The following is a 19,317-nucleotide window of genomic DNA, read 5'->3' on the forward strand; positions in this document are numbered from 1 at the left end:
TGCCGGCGGGGTGCCGGAAATTGATCAGAGGTGCCTTGCGTCCCAATTCGGTATTGGAGGTAAAAAGGTCCGATTTGCGCGGGAGATCACTCTGGAACGAGCCAGAGCACCCCGGCCGGAGGAAGCTGCAACACCGCCGACGCGGGCATCCCGTGCCACGGCCGCGCCACCGCCTCCACCATGCCGTAGTTGCCGACGCCCGAGCCGCCGTAGACCTCGGCGTCGGTGTTGACCACCTCGCGCCACCGGCCGGCGGACGGCAGGCCCACCCGGTAATCGTGGTGCGGCATGCCGGCGAAGTTCGCGATGCAGGCCAGTTTTGAGCCGTCGTCGCCGTGCCGGAGGAAGCTCACCACGTTCCCGTAGGCGTCGTTCGCGTCGATCCACTGGAAGCCTTCCGGCCTCGTGTCCGCCGTGAACAACGCGGGGGACCGGCGGTACACGGCGTTGAGTTCGGACAGCAACTGCCGGATACCGCCGTGTAACGGCTGGTCCAGGAGATGCCAGTCCAGCGACCGCTCCTGCGACCACTCCTGCTCCTGCCCGAACTCCCCGCCCATGAACAACAACTGCTTACCCGGATGCGCCCACATGAACGCCAGCAGCGAGCGCACGCCGGCCGCCTTGTTCCAGCCGTCGCCGGGCATCCGACCCCACAGCGAACCCTTGCCGTGCACCACTTCGTCGTGCGAGAGGGGCAGCACGAAGTTCTCGCTCCAGGCGTAGACCAGCGAAAACGTGAGTTCGTTGTGGTGATACGACCGGTGCACCGGGTCATGCCCCAGATACTGCAGCGTGTCGTGCATCCAGCCCATGTTCCATTTGAACCCGAACCCGAGCCCGCCCAGATGCGTCGGGCGCGAAACGCCCGGCCAGGCCGTGGACTCCTCGGCCACCATCACCGTACCCGGGTGTCGCTTGTAGACGGTCGCGTTCAGCTCCTGCAGGAAGCGCACGGCGTCGATGTTCTCGCGCCCGCCGTACTCGTTCGGCACCCACTGCCCCTCCGGCCTGGAGTAGTCGAGGTACAGCATCGACGCCACGGCGTCCACCCGCAGGCCGTCGAGGTGGAACTCCTCCAGCCAGTACAGGGCGTTCGCCACCAAGAAGTTCCGGACCTCGTTGCGGCCGAAGTCGAACACGTACGTGCCCCAGTCGGGCTGCTCACCGCGCCGGGGGTCGGCGTGCTCGTACAACGGCGTCCCGTCGAACCGGGCCAGCGCCCAGGAGTCCTTCGGGAAATGGGCGGGCACCCAGTCCACCAGTACGCCGATCCCGCGCTGGTGCAGCCTGTCGACGAAGAACCTGAAGTCATCCGGTGAACCGAACCGGGCCGTCGGCGCGTAGTAAGAAGTGACCTGGTAACCCCACGAGCCACCGAAGGGATGTTCCGCGACCGGCAGCAGTTCCACATGCGTGAAACCGGTCTCCCGCACGTAGTCCGCCAGCTCCTCGGCCAGCTCCCGGTACCCCAGTCCCTGCCGCCACGAGCCGAGATGCACCTCGTAGATGCTCATCGGCGCGTCGGTCCAGTTCGTCTCGGCGCGCTCGGCGAGCCAGTCGTCGTCGCCCCACTCGTAGTGCGAATCCGCGACCACCGACGCCGTCTTCGGCGGCTTCTCCGTGGCGAACGCGAGCGGATCCGCCTTCTCACGCCAGTGCCCGTCCGCGCCGAGGATCCGGTACTTGTAACAGGTCCCGGCTTCGATCCCCGGGATGAAGATCTCCCACACCCCCGACGAGCCCAGCGAACGCATCAGGTGCGCCCGGCCGTCCCAGCCGTTGAAGTCGCCGATCACGCGCACGCCGCGCGCCGTCGGCGCCCATACCGCGAACGAAACCCCGTGCACGGCCCCATAACGGCGGACGTGCGCGCCGAGCACGTCCCACAGCCGCTCGTGCCGTCCCTCGCCGATCAGGTGCCGGTCGAGTTCGCCCACCGTGGGCAGGTAGCGGTACGGGTCGTCGAGCTCCACGACATGCCCGCCGAAATCGGCTTCGAAGCGGTAGTCGCCGGGATGCCGGGGCAGCACGGCACAGAACAGCCCGTCCACGACGCGGGTCAGCTCGTACTTGTGGTCGGCGGCGACCAGCGTCACCGAGCGGGCTTGCGGCAGCAGGGCCCGCACGACGGCGCCGTCCCCGTGACCGTGCACCCCGAGCACCGAGTGCGGGTCGTGGTGCGACCCGGCCAGCAACCGGTCGATGTCCGCGGGCGCCGGGGCGCCTTCGGGCAGTTCGGACACGGGTTATTCGCCTCCTGAGCTACTGTTCCGGCAGATATCAAACCGACCGAAAGTAAGCGGCTTGTGCAGGTCAGCCCGCTTCATCGGTCGGCTTACTTCCGGCCTCATCGGTAAGCTGCGCGATCGACGCGAGCGGCACGCCGAGCCACTCCGGCCGGTTCGCGTGTTCGTAGGCGACCTCGTAGACCGCCTTGTCCAGTTCGAGGGCCCGCAGGAGGACAGCGTGCGCGCGCGGGTCGCCAATCGCGTCGTCCGCGCTCTTCGCGTAGCCCTCGCAGAACGCCGTTCGGTTGCGCCGCGCCCATTCCAGCGCGCGCTCGGTGAGCCTGGGCTCCTCCGGCTGCCCGACCAGCATCTGGTGCGCCGCGTAGTCGAACGAGCGCAGCATGCCCGCGACGTCTCGGAGCGGTGAGCGCAGGGCCGACCGTTCGCTCACCGGCGCGGCGGGTTCGCCTTCGAAGTCCAGCAGCAACCAGCCGGTGACCGTCCGCAACACCTGGCCCAGATGCAGGTCGCCGTGGATGAACTGCATCGGGACCGGGCCGTCGTGGTCACGCACCTTTTCGAACGCGGCACGCAGAACCGGGGCGTACGCGCGCAGCTGCGGGACCGCCTCCAGCACCGAGTCGAGCCTGTCGTGCATCGTCTTCACCGTGCGGTCGAGCTCGTCTTGGTCCGCCAGTTGCCCGCCGAGCGCGCGCCGCAGGTCGTTGTGCACGGTCGCGACCGCTTGGCCCAGCCGGTGCGACTCACCCGCGAAGTCCCCGCCCACCTGGTCGGGCGGCAGCTCCGGATCCGCCATGAGATCGCGGACGCTCGTGGTGGCCATGGCCCAGCCGTCCACCGCGTCGGTGATGAACCGCTGCAGCATGCCGACCGTGGCCGGCTCGCCGCCCAGCTCGCCGGTGATGCTGCCCAGCAGCGGGGCGATGTGCTCGGACCCCTGCCGCTGCAACGCCCGGTGGAGCCGGACGTCCGGGTTCTCGCCGGGGGAGAGCTTGCGGAACAGCTTGAGGATGTACTGGTTGCCGTAGACGATCGAGGTGTTGCTCTGCTCGGAGGTGATCGGCCGGCCCCGGAGGCCGCCGCTCACCTCGGCGCCCGGCTCGTGCTCGAACTCGAGCGACCCCACCCGCGTGCCCTCGGCGATCAGATCCAGCAGCCGCCCGTTGACGTCGGCGTCCCCGGCCGCCTCGTAGCACGGGCGGCCCTGCTCGGTGCCGATCCAGCTCGAGCCGAGGTACTCCGGCAGCGGATCCCGGCTCGCGATCAGCAGCTGGTACGGCGCGCTCCGGTCGGCCTGGCGCACCTCGACGATCAGGTGCACCAGCAGCGGCTCCTCGGCCAGCACCGTCGTGCTCAGCGCACGCACCTCACTGACCGGGCGGTCCTTCCCGCCGAACCACCGCTGGCCCGGCAGCCATTCCGGCAGCGCGTGCACCAGGGGGCCGATCAGTTCAGCCGGATCGCTCACGGTCCGTCACCTCGCCTCGCTTTCGCGTCCTCGTCGAGCAGCTGGAACCAGTAGAACCCGTGTCCGGGCAACGTCAGCAGGTAGGGAAGTTCCCCGATGTCGGGGAACGACACCCCACCGGTCAGCTCCATCGGCGTGCAGCCCTCGTGCTCGGCCAGGTTCAGCTCCACCGGCTGCGGGAACCTGGACAGGTTGTTGACGCAGAGCACCACGTCAAGCTGCCCGTCCGGCCGCATCCAGGTGCGCTTGTAGGCCAGCACGCTCGGGTTGGACCCGCCGAGCTCGATGAACTCGCCTTCGGCGAACGCGTGGTGCTGCTTGCGCACCTCGATCATCCGCCGCGTCCAGTTGAGCAGTGAGGAGGCGGCGTCCCGCTGCGCCTCCACGTTGATCGCCTGGTACCCGTAGATCGGGTCCATGATCACCGGCAGGTAGATCCGGCCGGGATCGCACTGCGAGAAGCCCGCGTTGCGGTCCGGTGTCCACTGCATCGGTGTCCGCACCGCGTCCCGGTCTCCCAGCCAGATGTTGTCGCCCATACCGATCTCGTCACCGTAGTACAGGACGGGTGAGCCCGGGAGCGAAAGCAGCATCGCGGTGAACAGTTCGAGCTGGTTCCGGTCGTTCTCCAGCAGCGGGGCCAGCCGCCGCCGGATGCCGATGTTCGCCTTCATCCGCGGATCCTTGGCGTACTCGGCGTACATGTAGTCGCGCTCTTCGTCGCTGACCATCTCGAGCGTGAGCTCGTCGTGGTTGCGCAGGAAGATGCCCCACTGGCAGTTGTCGGGGATCTTCGGGGTCTGGGCGAGGATCTCCGAGATCGGGAACCGCGACTCGCGCCGCACCGCCATGAAGATGCGCGGCATGAGCGGGAAATGGAAGGCCATATGGCATTCGTCGCCGCCGTTGGCCGGGTCGCCGAAGTACTCGACGACGTCGGAGGGCCACTGGTTCGCCTCCGCCAGCAGCACCCGGCCCGGGTACTCGTCGTCGACCACCTTGCGGCACTTCTTGAGGAACTCGTGCGTGCGGGGCAGGTTCTCGCAGTTGGTGCCCTCCTGCTCGTACAGGTACGGCACGGCGTCGAGGCGGAACCCGTCGATGCCGAGGTCCAGCCAGAACCGCAGGACGTCGACCATCGCCTCGGCCACGGCCGGGTTCTCGTAGTTGAGATCGGGCTGGTGGGTGAAGAACCGGTGCCAGTAGAACTGGCCGCGCACCGGGTCGTAGGTCCAGTTCGAGGACTCGGTGTCGACGAAGATGATGCGCGCGTCGGCGTACCGGGAGTCGTCGTCGCTCCACACGTAGAAGTCGCCGTACGGGCCGTCCGGGTCGCAGCGCGACTGCTGGAACCACGGGTGCAGGTCCGAGGTGTGGTTGAGGACCAGGTCGGTGATCACGCGGATGCCGCGCTTGTGCGCCTCGTCGAGGAGGTAGACGAAGTCCTCGACGGTCCCGAAGTCGGGCAGCACCGCGCGGAAGTCGGAGATGTCGTACCCGCCGTCGCGCAGCGGCGAGGCGTAGAACGGGGGCAGCCACAGGCAGTCGACCCCGAGCCATTCGAGGTAGTCGAGCCGGTTCGCCAGGCCGCGCAGATCGCCGGTGCCGTCGTTGTTGGAGTCGGTGAACGCGCGCACCAGCACCTCGTAGAACACCGCGCCCTTGAACCACATGGGGTTGGCCGGGGCCTGTTTCGCCGGCCGGAAGTCGTCGGCCTGCGGTTCGACCAGGATGCCTTCCGGGGTCACCGCTTCACCGGTGTGCGGCACGCCTTCCAGCCCGAGCGCCGCGTCGGGCCGGGGTTCTTGATCCATCAGCTCCACCTCGTCCCAGTGCCGGTAACCCCTGCGCGCCTCGCCGGCGCAGGGGGTGGGTTCGCTCTTAAATCTCTAGTCGGCCAGCCGCCGTTGCAGGCTGACGATGTGGGCCACCGCCCGCCACGGCTCCAGCCGGACGAAGTTCGCCTGCCCCCAGTCCCAGGTTTCGCCGGTCACCTCGTCGTGCGCGATCAGCCGGTCGTACCAGCCGAACCCGAGCGAGGGCAGGTCGAGCCAGAGCGTGCCTTCCTCGGCGCCGTACGGGTTCAGGGTCGCCACGACCACGACGGTGTCGCCGGTGGCGGGATCCTGTTTCGAGTAGGCGATGAGACCGCCGTTGTCGACGTGATGGAAGCGCAGCGTCCGCATCTGGTGCAGGGCCGGATGAGCCCGCCGGACCGCGTTGAGCTTCGTCAGCCACGGTTCGAGCGAGCGCCCCTCGGCGAGCGCGCCCGCGAAGTCGCGCGGGCGCAACTCGTACTTCTCGGAGTGGAGGTACTCCTCGCTGCCCTCTCGCGCGGGCTGGCACTCGTAGAGCTCGTAACCGGAGTACACGCCCCAGGTCGGCGACATCGTCGCGGCGAGTGCGGCGCGCAGCGCGAACATGCCCGGCCCGCCGCGCTGCAGCGACTCGTGGAGGATGTCGGGCGTGTTCACGAAGAGGTTCGGGCGGCCGGAATCCCAGTGCTGGACGAGATCCACCCCGAACTCGACGAGCTCCTCCTTCGAGGTCCGCCAGGTGAAGTAGGTGTAGCTCTGGGTGAACCCGAGCTTGGCCAGCCCCCACAGCCGCGCCGGGCGGGTGAACGCCTCGGACAGGAAGAGCACGTCGGGATGCGCGTCCTTGACCGTGCTGATCAGCCAGGCCCAGAAGTCCGGCGGTTTCGTGTGCGGGTTGTCCACCCGGAACAGCCGCACCCCGTGCTCGGCCCAGTGCAGCACGACGCGCAGCACCTCGTTGTAGATGCCCTGCGGATCGTTGTCGAAGTTGATCGGATAGATGTCCTGGTACTTCTTCGGCGGGTTCTCCGCGTACGCGATCGTGCCGTCCGGGCGCGTGGTGAAGAACTCCGGGTTCTTCATCACCCACGGATGGTCAGGCGCGGCCTGCAGCGCGAGGTCGAGCGCGACCTCCATGCCCAGTTCCTCCGCGCGGGCGACGAAGGAGTCGAAGTCCTCGAGCGTGCCCAGCTGCGGATGCACCGCGTCGTGCCCGCCCTCGTCGGCGCCGATGGCCCACGGCGAGCCGACGTCGGACTCGTCGGCCACGATGGAGTTGTTGCGGCCCTTGCGGTTCACTCGTCCGATGGGGTGAATCGGGGGCAGGTAGACGACGTCGAAGCCCATCTTCGCGATCCGCTCCAGCTCGCGGCTCGCGGTCGCGAACGTGCCGTGCACCGGTTTGCCCTCGGCGTCCCAGCCGCCCGTCGAGCGGGGGAAGAACTCGTACCAGGCGCCGTAGGCGGCGCGCTCGCGGTCCACCCAGAGCTTGAGCGGTTTGCCCTTGGTCACCAGCTCGCGCACCGGGTACTCGTGCATCACGTGCTCGACGTCCTCGGACAGCGCGGGCCCGACGCGCTCCGGCAGCAGGCGGACGGAATCGCGCAGCGCGGCCGAAGCGCTGGCCAATATCGCGCGTTCGCGACGACGGTCCGGCCTGCGCGACACCCGGTCGAGCAGCTGGGCGCCGGTTTCGAGGTCGTTGGCCAGCTCCTCGGCGCCCTGCCCAGCGGCCACCTTGACCTTCACGTTGTGCCGCCAGGTCGCCCACGGGTCGCTCCACGCGTCCACGCGGAAGGTCCACTTGCCCTCACAGTCGGGGACGATCACCGCCGCGTAGCTGTCGAGCCCCTGGCCCACCTCGGTCATCCGGGTGCGCCGGGCGACCCGGTCGTGGGGGCCGCGCCAGGTCACGGTCGCGGCGAGGGCGTCGTGACCCTCGCGCCAGACGGTCGCGGAAACCGGTACGTGCTCACCGACTACGGCTTTGGCCGGGTATTGGCCACAGCTCACCATCGGGGTCACGTCGTCGATGCCGAGCCGGCCGGTCATCGGCAGCGCCCCTTTCTTGCGAATGTGGATAGCAGCCGCAGCCTCGTGTGTGAACGTGGCGGTACGCGTTACCCGGCTGCGGACAGGCGCAAACCTATCGGTTGTCACTTTCTGCCGCCGGGCGGCTCCTGTCCAGTCCGCGAGCCGTCTGGTAACCCAGGTGTCACCCGTCAGCGGGGTGCGCGCAACAGCAGAAGGGACCAGGACGGCAGCGTGAGGGCGCCGCCCGGCTTCATCGGATCCGAGGAAACCGGCGTCCCGTCCGCGCGGCTCGTGTCGAGCGTCGGCTTGAACGTCGCGCCGTATTCCTCCGGGGGCAACGTGATCTCCACGGGTTCGTCGCCGGCGTGTAACCACAGCAGCCACGAATGGTCGGGGATCAGTTCGCCCGCACGGGTGCGCGACTGGCTGTTCGACCCGTCGATCCACATCCCGAGGGTGCGGCGGTCGTCGTCGAACCAGTCCTGTTCGGTCATCTCCTCGCCGTCGGGCCGCAGCCACACCAGGTCCGGTTTGCCGGTCGGCGTCGTCCGGCCCTCGAAGAACTGCGGCTGGCGTAGCGCGGGGCTGTCCGCGCGCAGGTGGATCAGGCGCCGCGCGAACGCGAGCATCGATTCGGATTCGGCGCCGCCGGCCCAGTCGAGCCAGGACGTCTCGTCGTCGAGGCAGTAGGCGTTGTTGTTGCCGTGCTGGGTGCGCCACAGCTCGTCGCCCGCGGTGACCATCGGGGTGCCGGTGGACAGCAGGAGCGTCGCGAGGAGGTTGCGGGCCTGGCGGGCGCGCAGGGCGTTGATCTCCGGATCGTCGGTCGGGCCCTCGGCGCCGTGGTTCCAGGAGCGGTTGTCGTTGCCGCCGTCCCGGTTGTCCTCGCCGTTGGCCTCGTTGTGCTTCGCGTTGTAGGAAACCAGGTCCCGCAGCGTGAACCCGTCGTGCGCGGTGACGAAGTTGATCGACTGCCACGGCCGGCGCAGGTTGTGGTCGTAGAGGTCCGACGAGCCCGAGAGCCGGTACGCCAGGTCGTCCACCCGGACCATGCCGCGCCAGAAGTCGCGCACCGTGTCGCGGTAGCGGCCGTTCCATTCGGCCCACTGCGCGCCGAACGCGCCGACACGGTAGCCGTCGCCGGTGACGTCCCACGGCTCGGCGATCAGCTTGCAGTGGGACAGGACCGGGTCGGTGGTGATCGCGGTGAGCATCGCCGAGTCGCGGTCGAAGGCGCCGCCGTGCGGGCGGCCGAGGGTGCTGGCGAGATCGAAGCGGAAGCCGTCGACGCCCATCTCGGTGGCCCAGTACCGCAGGGAGTCGGTGACCAGGCGGATCACGGTCGGGGAGCCGGCCTCCAGCGTGTTGCCGCAGCCGGTGAGGTCGAACCCGCCGCCGCGCGGGCCGTGCAGGTAGTAGGCCGGCGCGTCGAGGCCGCGGAAGCTCAGCGTCGGGCCTTCGAACCCGCCCTCGCAGGTGTGGTTGAAGACCACGTCCATGATGACCTCGATGTTCACCGCGTGCAGCGCGGCGACCATGGTCCGGAACTCCTCGACCTCGCGCCCGGGCTCGCTCGCGTACGCGACGTGCGGGGCGAAGTAGCCGAGAGGCGAGTAGCCCCAGTAGTTGCGGCGCCCGGTGCGGACGAGATGCGGCTCCTCGGTGAACCAGTGCACGGGCAGCAGTTCGACGGCGGTGACGCCGAGGCGCACCAGATGCTCGATGATCACCGGGTGGGCGATGCCGAGGTACGTGCCGCGCAGCTCCTCGGGCAGGAACGGGTGCCGCTCGGTGAAACCCTTGACGTGTAGCTCGTAGACGACCGATTCCTCGTACGGCACTTCGGGTTTGGCTCCCGTGTCGGGCCCGCCGTGCGAGCCGACGACCGACAGCGGGACACTGCCCAGAGAGTCCACTTCGGACGGTTTGCCGTGCATCGGGTCGCCGGTATAGCCGAGCGCCGCGTCGAGATCGGTCAGCGCGCCGGTGATCCTCGTGGCATACGGGTCGACGAGGAGCTTGGCCGGATTGCAGCGCACGCCCCGGTGCGGATCGTACGGGCCGTGGACGCGGTAGCCGTACCGCTGGCCCGAGGTGACGCCCGGGATCAGGCCGTGCCACACGCCGAAGGTGCGCTCGGTGAGTTCGACACGCCGCTCGGTGCCGTCCTCGGCGAGGAGACAGACCTCGACGGCCTCCGCGACACTGGAGGTGACCGCGAACCGGACGCCGCCACCCTCCGCGTGCGCACCCAGGGGAAACGGGTGCCCGGCGAGAGCGGACGTTTCGGCGGGCAGTCGGGTGGCCATCTTCCGATCTTCTCAGTTCGGTACGACATTACGCATCTATGCAGGTCAATGGTCTTCAGCGGGTCTTCAGGTCGGTCACCTAGCGTGTCGATCACGGCTGAGGGAAGGGAGTTGTCGATGTCGAGCGCCCTTGTGACGCGCCGCCGGATGCTCGGTCTGGCCACCGCGGCGGCCGGGCTCGCCGGAGCGGCACTCACGGGCTGTGGCTCGAACCCCGGCGCGACGGCGTCCGGCCGGGTCACCGCGCCGCCTCCGGCCGGTGTGCTGGGTGTCAACGTCGACCAGAACCTGAGTGCCACGAATTTCGCCGAGCTGCGGGCCGTGTGGGCGACCTGGCTGCGGGGCTTCTACCCCATGCAGGACGCCGATCAGGGCGACGTGGCGGGCCAACAGGCCATGCAGAAGCTCCTCGCCGCCGTGAGCCAGGGCTACGGCACGGTGCTGAACCTCAAGTTCGACTATCCGCACGGGCTTCCCGCCGCGGGCAGCGCCGAGTTGAACGTCGCGTTCCAGCGGCTGGACAAGGTCCTCGCCGTGGTCATGGGCGAGGTCGACATCCTGGTCGTCGGCAACGAACCCTTCTACGAATGCGGCCGCAAGACCGCCAACCTCAATGCGTTCTACGAGGCGCTCGCCCAGCACACGATCGACTACCGGAACCAGCGGGCCCGAACAGCCGGCAAGACCCGGATCTATCTGGGTGCCCTCACCGATCTCGAGGATTCGCGGAGCCGCAACGCGCTGACCGACCGCTGGCTGGAGTTCGTGCGGAACACGCCGTCGGTCGCCGGTACGGATTGCCATCCGCACGTGGCCTCTTTGACCGACGCCCAGCAGTATCTCGACTACATCGTGCCCCGGCTTCGACCCGGCCAGAAATTCCTGGCCACGGAGTTCTCGCTGGTCAAGCTCTACAAACAACATCTCAAAGATCCCGTACCCACGGGGTTCGCCGACAGTTACCGGATACCGCGAGGCACCCTGGTGTGGCAGTTCGTGCGCGAGGCGATCGCGCGTCCGATCCCCGAGCGCGAGTGGAACGATTTCCTCTTGGCCTGCCCGTGGTTCGCGGACACCAAGCAGTTCCTGACGGATACCGTCGGGAACTTCCGGCGGACCGGCCGGTGCGCGGTGGCCGCCTGCGCACTGACCCAGGCCGCCCCGATGGTCCAGGATTTCGGCCCCGCGAAGCCGCCCTGGGTGTTCAACACGCTGTTCTGCCCGCGCACGGTCCAACCGGGAGCCGACGGCGTTCCCGGGCAGAACCTCACCTGGACCGGAGAATTTCGCCCACTGCAACAAGGCTGACGTCAACGCAGGTCCACCAGCACGAACGTCTTTGGCGGCAGCGTCGCGGCGCGCTCTGACGCCGTCGCGTCGCCCCAGGACAGCAGGATTCCCGCGGCTTCGCCGTCCAAGGGGGCCGTGACCGGCTCCGGGCCCAGGTTCACCGCCAGGCGCAGGGAGCCGCGGTGCAGGACAAGTGTGGAACCCTCGGCCTGCACCGTGAACCGGTCCAGCCGCGGATCCGCCAGTTCAGCGCGTTCGGCCCGGAGCGCGATCAGGGACCGGTACAGCTCCAGGATCTCCCGGTGGCCCGGTTCGTCACGTTCGGTCCAGGGCAGGCGCGAACGTTCGACCGTCGCCGGGTCGATGGGGTCGGGAACCTCCGCCTCGCCCCAGCCGTGGCGGGCGAACTCCCGGCGCCTGCCCGTGCGGACCGCCTCGGCCAGCGCGGGGTCCGGGAACGAGGCGAAGAACTGCCATGGCGTGCTCGCCGCCCATTCCTCGCCCATGAAGATCATCGGCGTGTACGGCGAGCACAAGACGATCGCGGCCCCGCACGCGAGCCGGCCCGGCGACACCGAGGCGGACAGGCGGTCGCCGGTCGCGCGGTTCCCGATCTGGTCGTGGTTCTGCAGGTACGCCAGGAACCGGTGCCCCGGCACGGTGCGCGTGTCCACCGGACGCCCGTGAGTGCGGCCGCGGAACGAAGACCAGGTGCCGGCGTGGAAGAAGACCTCCCGCAGCGTGCGGGCCAGCGCGCCGGGTGCGGCGAAGTCGGCGTAGTAGCCGCTCTTCTCGCCGGTCAGTGCGACGTGCAGCGCGTGATGCAGATCGTCGGACCACTGCGCGTGCAGCCCGTACCCGTGGGCCTCGCGCGGGGTGACCAGTTTCGGGTCGTTGAGATCCGACTCGGCGATCAGCGTGAGCGGCCTGCGGACGGCCGCGGAAAGCGCTTCCACCGCGACGGCCAGTTCCTCCAGCAGATGCGTGGCGCGGCGGTCGGACAGCGCGTGCACGGCGTCGAGGCGCAGCGCGTCGACGTGGAAGTCCCGCAGCCAGCCCAGGGCGTTGTCGATGACGTAGCGGCGGACCTCGTCGGAACCCTCGCCGTCGAGGTTGAGGCCGGGACCCCAGTCGTTGTGCCCGGCGAAGTACGGGCCGAACCGGTCGAGGTACGCGCCCGAGGGCCCGAGGTGGTTGTAGACGACGTCGAGCACCACGGCCAGCCCGCGCCGGTGGCACGCGTCCACGAACCGCTTGAACCCGTCCGGCCCGCCGTAGGGTTCGTGCACCGCACCCCACAGCACGCCGTCGTAGCCCCAGCCCGCGGTGCCGTCGAACGAGTTGACCGGCATGACCTCGACGAACGTGAGGCCGAGATCCGCGAGGTAGTCCAGCTTTTCGATGGCGGAGTCGAAGGTGCCGCCTTCGGTGAACGTGCCGATGTGCAGTTCGTACAGCACCCCACCGGGCAGCGCGCGGCCTGTCCAGACCTGGTCCGTCCAGGCGAACGCGCTGTGGTCGTAGACGCGCGAGGGCTCGTGGACGCCGTGGGGCTGCCACGCCGAGCGCGGATCCGGCAGAGGTTCGCCGTCCCCGAGCAGGAACGAGTAGTCCGTTCCCGCGACCTCGGAGTACCACCACTCGCCCCGTTGGGCCATCTCGTGGTCGACGCCATCGACCCGCACGCGGACCCGCTGCTGCCCCGGGGCCCACACTCGGAAACTCATGCGCCGTCCCGCACCAGCAGTGCGACCGGATACCGCGTCAGCAGCTCCCCCACCCGCGGAACTGCCGTGAGGGACCCCCTCATGCCCTTATGTGCCGTGAGGGACCCCCTCACGGCACTGCCGGTCAGTGCATCGGTCCAGGTGCCGGGTGGCAGGGGCAGGACCGTGTCGCGCCAGCCCCCGGTCGAAGCGAGCCGGACCGGGAGGCGGGTTGCCACGGTGACGAGCCCGGCGCGGGCGAACGCCACGGCGTGCGCGGCCGCCGGTCCTTCCGCGTGAAGTGGGCGGTAGCCACGGAAAAGCTCGGGGCGCTCACGCCGCAGCGTCAATGCCTTGTGCACCACCAGGAGTTTCGCCGTGCCGGTGTCGTCGATCTCGGGGAGTTCGCCGCCGAGGATCTTCTCGAGCAGCTCGCGCCGGACGCCGTAGTCGACCGGACGCCGGTTGTCCGGGTCCACAAGGGACAGATCCCACAGCTCCGTGCCCTGGTATACGTCGGGTACGCCGGGCGCGGTCAGCTGGATCAGCTTCTGCCCCAGCGCATTCGACCAGCCCGCCGCCTTGATCCGCTCGGCGAACGCCGCGACGTCCGGCTCGTCCAGCGCCCGCGCGGGCCAGGCCGCGATCTCCGCCTCGAATTCCTCGTCGGGCTCGGTCCATGTGGTGCGGATCTTGGCTTCCCTGGCGGCTTTCAGCAGGTACTCACGCAGCCGCTCGGCGCTGATCGGCCAGGCGCCGACCAGTGTCTGCCAGGCCAGCAGGTTCAGCGCGGGTTCGTCGATCCCGCACTTCTCGGTCCACCGCTCCACCGCGTCGGCGAACTCGTCCGGCAACTCGGATAGCACGGCGAGGCGGGCCCGCACGTCTTCGGAACGCTTGGTGTCGTGGGTGGTCAGCGTGGTCATCGTCGCGGGATGTCCGGCCTCGCGCGCGGCGGCAAGGTCGTGGAACTCGGCGACACCGAGCCCGAAATGGTCCGGCGAGCCGCCGACCTCGTTCAACGCCGCGAATCGCGTGTACCGGTAAAATGCCGTGTCCTCGGTGCCTTTCGCGACGACCATGCCCGAGGTCTGCTGGATCCGCGTCGCGACCTCGCCATGTGGTTCGCCGCGCACGAGGCGATCGACCAGGTCCACTGTGGACGCAAGATCGGGGCGTTTCACCTTGACCCGTTCGACCGCGAGCGCCCAGTGCGCCGAACCCTCCGGCAAATACGAGCGGTACACCGGGAACGCGATCATCAGCTCGGCGACGGCCTCGGCACCATCGGGCACCAGCGCGCCGATCCGGCGCATCTCCGCGACCAGGATCGTGTCGGTGACCAGGCGCCGCGCGTCCTCCTCGACGGCGTGGTAGTCCGGCGAACCGGCGAGCAGGGAGAACCGGGGCGCGGCGGCGGGATCGAGGAAAACCCCCGTGATCTCACGCAACGCGTCGTATCCGGTCGTGCCGTCCACCGGCCAGCTCTGCGGCAGATCCTCGCCCGGATGCAGGATCTTCTCCACGACCAGCCACGCGTCCGGCGCGGCCGACCGCACCGCGCGCAGGTACCCGCCGGGGTCGGCGAGTCCGTCGGGATGGTCCACGCGCAGCCCGGTGACCTCGCCCGCGGCGACCCAGCGCAGCACTTCCCCGTGTGTGGCCTGGAAAACCTCGGGCAGCTCGACGCGCACCGCGGCGAGCGAGGTGATGTCGAAGAACCGCCGGTAGTTCAGTTCCGTGTTCCCGCGCCGCCAGTGCACCAGCTCGTAATGCTGCCGCGCGTGCACCTCGTCGGGAGTCCCGCCTTCGGTGCCGGGTGCGATCGGGAAGCGGTGTTGGTAGTACACCAGTTCGGAGCCTTCGATCTTCAGCTCCACGTCGTCACCGAGCACCGGCAGCAGGATCCGGCCACGGCTCCAGTCGATGTCGAAATAGGACGCGTAGGCCGAGGACTGCCCGTGCCGCAACACATCGAGCCACCACGGGTTCGGCACCGCCATATGGTTGGGCACGATGTCGACGACGAAGCCCAGCCCGGCCTCTCGCAGCTCCCGCGCCAGCGCCTGCCGACCGGGCTCTCCACCCAGCTCCGGCCGCGCACGCGCCGGATCGACCACGTCGTAGCCGTGTGCCGAGCCCGGCGTCGCGTCCAGCACCGGCGACGCGTACAACGCACCCACGCCGAGCTTCCGCAGGTAGCCGACCTGGTTCCGGGCATCGGCGAAGGTGAACCCGGGGCGCAGCTGCAGCCGGTAGGTCGAGCTCGGCACGCTCATCCGGCGACCTCGCGGATCCGCTGGAGCACCATCAGTGACCGGGCCGCGAGCGTGACCTTGCCGCCGGCCGCGACATCCGGTTCGCCGGGTTCCTCGATGATCTCGCCGTTCGCCGTGTCGATCATGATCGCCCACTCGGCGCCGTACTCACCGTCCGGAATGGTCAGTTCGATGTCCTCGTAATGCGCGTTGAACGCCATCAGGAACGAGTCGTCGCGCACCGGCATCCCGCGCTGGTCGAGATCGGGGATACCCTCGCCGTTGAGGAACACGACGACGGACTTGCCGAAGCCGTCGTCCCAGTTCTGCTCCTTCATCTCGCTCCCGGACGGGGTGAACCAGGCGATGTCGGCCACTTCGTCGCTCTTGCGGATCGGCTTGCCCTGGAAGAACCGCCGCCGCCGGAACACCGGATGCCGCCTCCGGAACTCCGCGAGCCGGCCGGTGAAGTCGACCAGATGCGGGTTCGCGTCGACCAGATCCCAATCCACCCACGAGATCTCGTTGTCCTGGCAGTACGCGTTGTTGTTGCCCTGCTGCGTGCGGCCCATCTCGTCGCCGTGCAGCAGCATCGGCACACCCTGCGACAGCAGCAGCGTCGCGAGGAAGTTGCGTTTCTGCCGCTCGCGCAGCGCCAGTATCCCGGAATCGTCCGTCTCGCCTTCGACGCCACAGTTCCACGAGCGGTTGTCGTCCGCGCCGTCGCGGCTGTCCTCGCCGTTGGCCTCGTTGTGCTTTTCGTTGTAGGACACCAGATCCTGCAACGTGAACCCGTCGTGCGCGGTGACGAAGTTGATCGAGGCGAACGGGCGGCGGCCGTCGTCCTGGTACAGATCGGAGGAACCGGCGATGCGGGACGCGAACTCGCCCAGTGTCGCCGACTCGCCACGCCAGAAGTCCCGCACGGTGTCGCGGAACTTCCCGTTCCACTCCGTCCACAGTGGAGGGAAGTTGCCGACCTGGTAACCGCCGGGCCCGACGTCCCACGGTTCGGCGATCAGCTTCACGCGGCTCACCGTCGGGTCCTGCTGCACGAGATCGAAGAAGGTGGACAGGCGATCGACGTCGTAGAACTCGCGGGCCAGCGTAGCGGCGAGGTCGAACCGGAACCCGTCCACGTGCATGTCGGTGACCCAGTACCGCAGCGAGTCCATGATCAGCTGCAACGTATGCGGGTTGCGCACGTTGAGCGAGTTCCCGGTGCCCGTGTAGTCCATGTAGTACCGCGGTTCGTCGTCGACCAGCCGGTAGTAGGCCTGGTTGTCGATGCCGCGCATGGACAGCGTCGGGCCGAGGTGGTTGCCCTCCGCGGTGTGGTTGTACACGACGTCGAGGATGACCTCGATATCCGCCTCGTGCAGGGCGCGGACCATGCCCTTGAACTCCTGCACCTGACCGGCCTGTTCGGGCAGCGCCGCGTAACCCTCATGCGGGGCGAAGAACCCGATCGTGTTGTAGCCCCAGTAGTTCCGCAGGCCTTTCCGCGTCAGCCCGTGGTCGGTGATGAACTGGTGCACCGGCATCAGTTCGATCGCCGTCACGCCGAGTTGCTTGAGATGCTCGACCACGGCGGGATGCGCGAGCCCGGCGTACGTCCCGCGCAGCCGCGGCGGCACCGCTGGATGGTTCATCGTCAGCCCGCGTACATGGGCTTCGTAGATGACGGACTCGTTGTACGGGGTGCGCGGCGGCCGGTCGTCGGCCCAGTCGAAGAACGGGCTCACCACCAGCGAATGCGGTACGTGTGCGGCCGAATCCCCGTCGTTGCGCCCGCCGGGGGAGCCGAACGGGTACCCGAACAACGACTCGTCCCAGTCGAGGCCGCCGGAGATCGCCTTGGCGTACGGGTCGATGAGCAGCTTGTTCGGATTGCAGCGATGCCCGTTCTCGGGCTCGTACGCCCCGTGCACGCGGTAGCCGTACCGCTGGCCGGCACCGATACCCAGCAGGTAGCCGTGGTGCACGAACCCGTCGACCTCGGGCAGCACGACGCGCTCTTCCTTGCCCTCCTCGTCGATCAGGCACAGCTCGACCCGGTCGGCGACCTCGGAGAACAGCGCGAAGTTGGTCCCGACACCGTCATAGGTGGCGCCAAGCGGGTAAGGCGTTCCGGGCCAGGGCGGCAACTCGCATCTCCTCAGTCGGGCAACGGGCGGGCCGCCCGCAGGGTGGTGATCAGGCGGCGGACGCGCTCGTCGGCGAAGAACTCGTCGACGGTGACGGGCAAGGGTATCCGCCAGTTCGGGTACTGCTCGACGGTGCCCGGCAGGTTCGGCTGGCGGCGCTGGCCGACGACGTCGGCGGGGGCGGTCAGCAGCAGGCGGGAGGCGGCGGAGGCGAGCAGCGCGTGCAGCGCGGCCACCATGTCCTCGTAGGGAATTCCTTGCCCGGCCAGGAAATCGGTGAGGTCCTCCCGTTCCCGGCCGGCCACCTCGTACTCCCGGTCGCCGTCGAGCAGGCCCAGTTCAGCGCGGACCCGCACGTGTTCCCCGGTGAGCCAGCCGGCGACGGTCGGCAGGTCGTGGGTCGTGATGCTCGCCATGGATTCGGGATCCCACTCGGATGGCGGAATGAACGGATGCCCCGGCGTGTCGTAATCGCGCTGGAACCACAGCACGGCCGAGCTGAGCACGCCGCGTTCGTGCAGCGTCTCGGTGACTTCTGGCTCCACCGTGCCCAGGTCCTCGCCGACCACCACCGCGCCCGCCCGGTGCGCTTCGAGCGCGAGCACGCCCATCATCGCTTCGGCGTCGTAATGCACGTACGTCCCGCGAGAAGGCGGCTCGCCCGGCGGGATCCACCACAGCCGCCACAGGCCCGCGACGTGGTCGATGCGGATGCCGTCGGCATGCTGGAGCACCCCGCGCAGGACGTCACGGAACGGTGCGTAGCCCAGTTCGGCGAGCCGGTCGGGCCGCCAGGGCGGGAGGTTCCAGTCCTGGCCCTGCTGGCTGAACGCGTCGGGCGGCGCGCCGACGGTCACGCGTGGCGCGAAGACGTCGCCGAGCGCCCACGTGTCGGCGCCGCCCGGGTGCACACCGACAGGCAGGTCGTGCACGATGCCGACCGGCATCTCCTGTGCGGCCTCGCGCGCGGCGTCGAGTTGCTCGCGGCACAGGTGCTGGAGCCAGCCGTGGAAGGCGACGCGGTCCGCCAGCTCCTCGCGCGCCTTGACGACCTCGGGGCTGCCCGGATCGCGCAGCGGCTCGGGCCATTCGCGCCAGTCGGGGCCGTGTTTCTCGGCGAGCGCGCCGAAGGTCGCGAAGGCGTCCAGCGCGGGGTCGAGCTCCGCCGTTTCGCCTGGCCACAACAGTTCGAGCGCGGCGAGCTTCGCACTCCACACGGCGTCGTAGTCGATCAGTTCGGTGCCGTGAGGGACCCCCTCACGGCACTTAAGGGCATGAGGGGGTCCCTCACGGCGTTCCGGCTTGAGAGCGCGGACGCGCGCGCGGGTCGGGGCGTCCGCGTCCGCAAACGCTTTCGTGTCGGTGACCCGCAGGTAGAGCGGGTTCGCGAAGCGGCGGCTGGACGGGGAGTAGGGCGAGCGTTCGACCGGGTGAGTCGGGCTGATCGCCTGCACCGGGTTGACCAGCAGCACGCCCGCGCCCAGGTCCTTCGCGGACCGGCGGGCGAACTCCGCAAGGTCGCCGTAGTCCCCGGCGCCCCACGATTCGTCCGAGCGCAGCGCGTACAGCTGCAGCATCCAGCCCCACGCGGGCGGCACGTCCGGCAGCTTGTTCGGGACGACGGCGAGTACGACGTCCTGCTCCGCCGTGACCACCCGGTGCCAGCCGAGCGGGAGATCGTCGGGAATGAACCGCTCGATCTCACGCCGCGTACCGTCTTCCAGGTGCACCACGGCCGGGCCGGTTTCGTACCCGGTGCCCTCCCCGAGCACCAGGGTCGGAGGCAGCACGGTACGTTCACGGGTCTCGCGGACCGCCGCCAGTTCACGCCGGATCGCTTCGGGGGTCGAAGCGTCGACGCCGAACTGGGCGAGCACCGCGACCACGACTTCGGCGTCGACGACGACCTCGCGCTGCTCGGCGTTTTCGTACCGGGTGGCGACTCCGTAGGCGTCCGCGAGTGCGGTGAGGTCGCTGAGGTCCTGCTGCACCCGTAAAGCATCGCGGTCCGGCCCGGGCCGCGCTACCGCTGGGCA

General features: G+C 69.1%; 10 protein-coding genes. 1 reads left to right on the plus strand and 9 read right to left on the minus strand.

All coding sequences use genetic code 11. The features are described from left to right. Positions 1-86 precede the first annotated feature (86 nt). The 5 genes from glgB to glgX (FG385_RS01845) all read right to left on the minus strand — a co-directional run bounded on the left by glgB (position 87) and on the right by glgX (FG385_RS01845) (position 9,880). A complete protein-coding gene (gene glgB, locus FG385_RS01825) occupies positions 87-2,246 on the minus strand; it encodes a 1,4-alpha-glucan branching protein GlgB (protein WP_139094783.1) in 2,160 nt (719 codons plus the stop codon). Positions 2,247-2,316: 70 nt separating this feature from the next. Continuing rightward, complete coding sequence (locus FG385_RS01830; RefSeq protein WP_139094784.1) at positions 2,317-3,720, minus strand: maltokinase N-terminal cap-like domain-containing protein; 1,404 nt, start codon at positions 3,718-3,720, stop codon at positions 2,317-2,319. Continuing rightward, on the minus strand, positions 3,717-5,534 hold the full coding sequence (gene treS / locus FG385_RS01835) for a maltose alpha-D-glucosyltransferase (RefSeq protein ID WP_139094785.1): 1,818 nt from the start codon (positions 5,532-5,534) through the stop codon (positions 3,717-3,719). Before treS ends, FG385_RS01830 begins: the two co-directional genes overlap by 4 nt. 75 nt (positions 5,535-5,609) lie before the next feature. Further along, the gene (locus FG385_RS01840; protein WP_139094786.1) at positions 5,610-7,589 is read right to left on the minus strand and encodes an alpha-1,4-glucan--maltose-1-phosphate maltosyltransferase; all 1,980 of its coding nucleotides are present in this window, start codon (positions 7,587-7,589) and stop codon (positions 5,610-5,612) included. 170 nt (positions 7,590-7,759) lie between these two features. Beyond that, entirely contained in the window at positions 7,760-9,880 is a 2,121-nt protein-coding gene (glgX, locus tag FG385_RS01845) for a glycogen debranching protein GlgX (RefSeq protein ID WP_139094787.1), read from the minus strand. A gap of 117 nt (positions 9,881-9,997) precedes the next feature. Between glgX (FG385_RS01845) and FG385_RS34225 the strand changes: the two genes are divergently transcribed. Next, complete coding sequence (locus FG385_RS34225; RefSeq protein ID WP_200834250.1) at positions 9,998-11,188, plus strand: hypothetical protein; 1,191 nt, start codon at positions 9,998-10,000, stop codon at positions 11,186-11,188. A gap of 2 nt (positions 11,189-11,190) precedes the next feature. On the opposite strand, the gene treZ is transcribed toward FG385_RS34225, so the two are convergent. Genes treZ through malQ form a run of 4 tightly spaced genes read right to left on the minus strand, consistent with a single transcriptional unit; the run spans position 11,191 to position 19,272 of the window. After that, on the minus strand, positions 11,191-12,897 hold the full coding sequence (treZ, locus tag FG385_RS01855) for a malto-oligosyltrehalose trehalohydrolase (protein WP_139094788.1): 1,707 nt from the start codon (positions 12,895-12,897) through the stop codon (positions 11,191-11,193). After that, the gene (treY, locus tag FG385_RS01860; RefSeq protein ID WP_139094789.1) at positions 12,894-15,155 is read right to left on the minus strand and encodes a malto-oligosyltrehalose synthase; all 2,262 of its coding nucleotides are present in this window, start codon (positions 15,153-15,155) and stop codon (positions 12,894-12,896) included. The genes treZ and treY overlap by 4 nt, the downstream gene beginning before the upstream one ends. After that, positions 15,152-17,281: a glycogen debranching protein GlgX gene (gene glgX, locus FG385_RS01865; RefSeq protein WP_139094790.1), complete on the minus strand. Its 2,130-nt coding sequence runs from the start codon at positions 17,279-17,281 to the stop codon at positions 15,152-15,154. Before glgX (FG385_RS01865) ends, treY begins: the two co-directional genes overlap by 4 nt. Positions 17,282-17,292: 11 nt before the next feature. Further along, positions 17,293-19,272 carry a 4-alpha-glucanotransferase gene (gene malQ, locus FG385_RS01870; RefSeq protein WP_139094791.1) on the minus strand — a complete coding sequence of 660 codons (1,980 nt, stop codon included), beginning with the start codon at positions 19,270-19,272 and terminating at the stop codon, positions 17,293-17,295. Positions 19,273-19,317: the final 45 nt, after the last annotated feature.

This window comes from Amycolatopsis alkalitolerans, assembly GCF_006152065.1.
Taxonomy (GTDB): Bacteria; Actinomycetota; Actinomycetes; order Mycobacteriales; family Pseudonocardiaceae; genus Amycolatopsis_E; species Amycolatopsis_E alkalitolerans.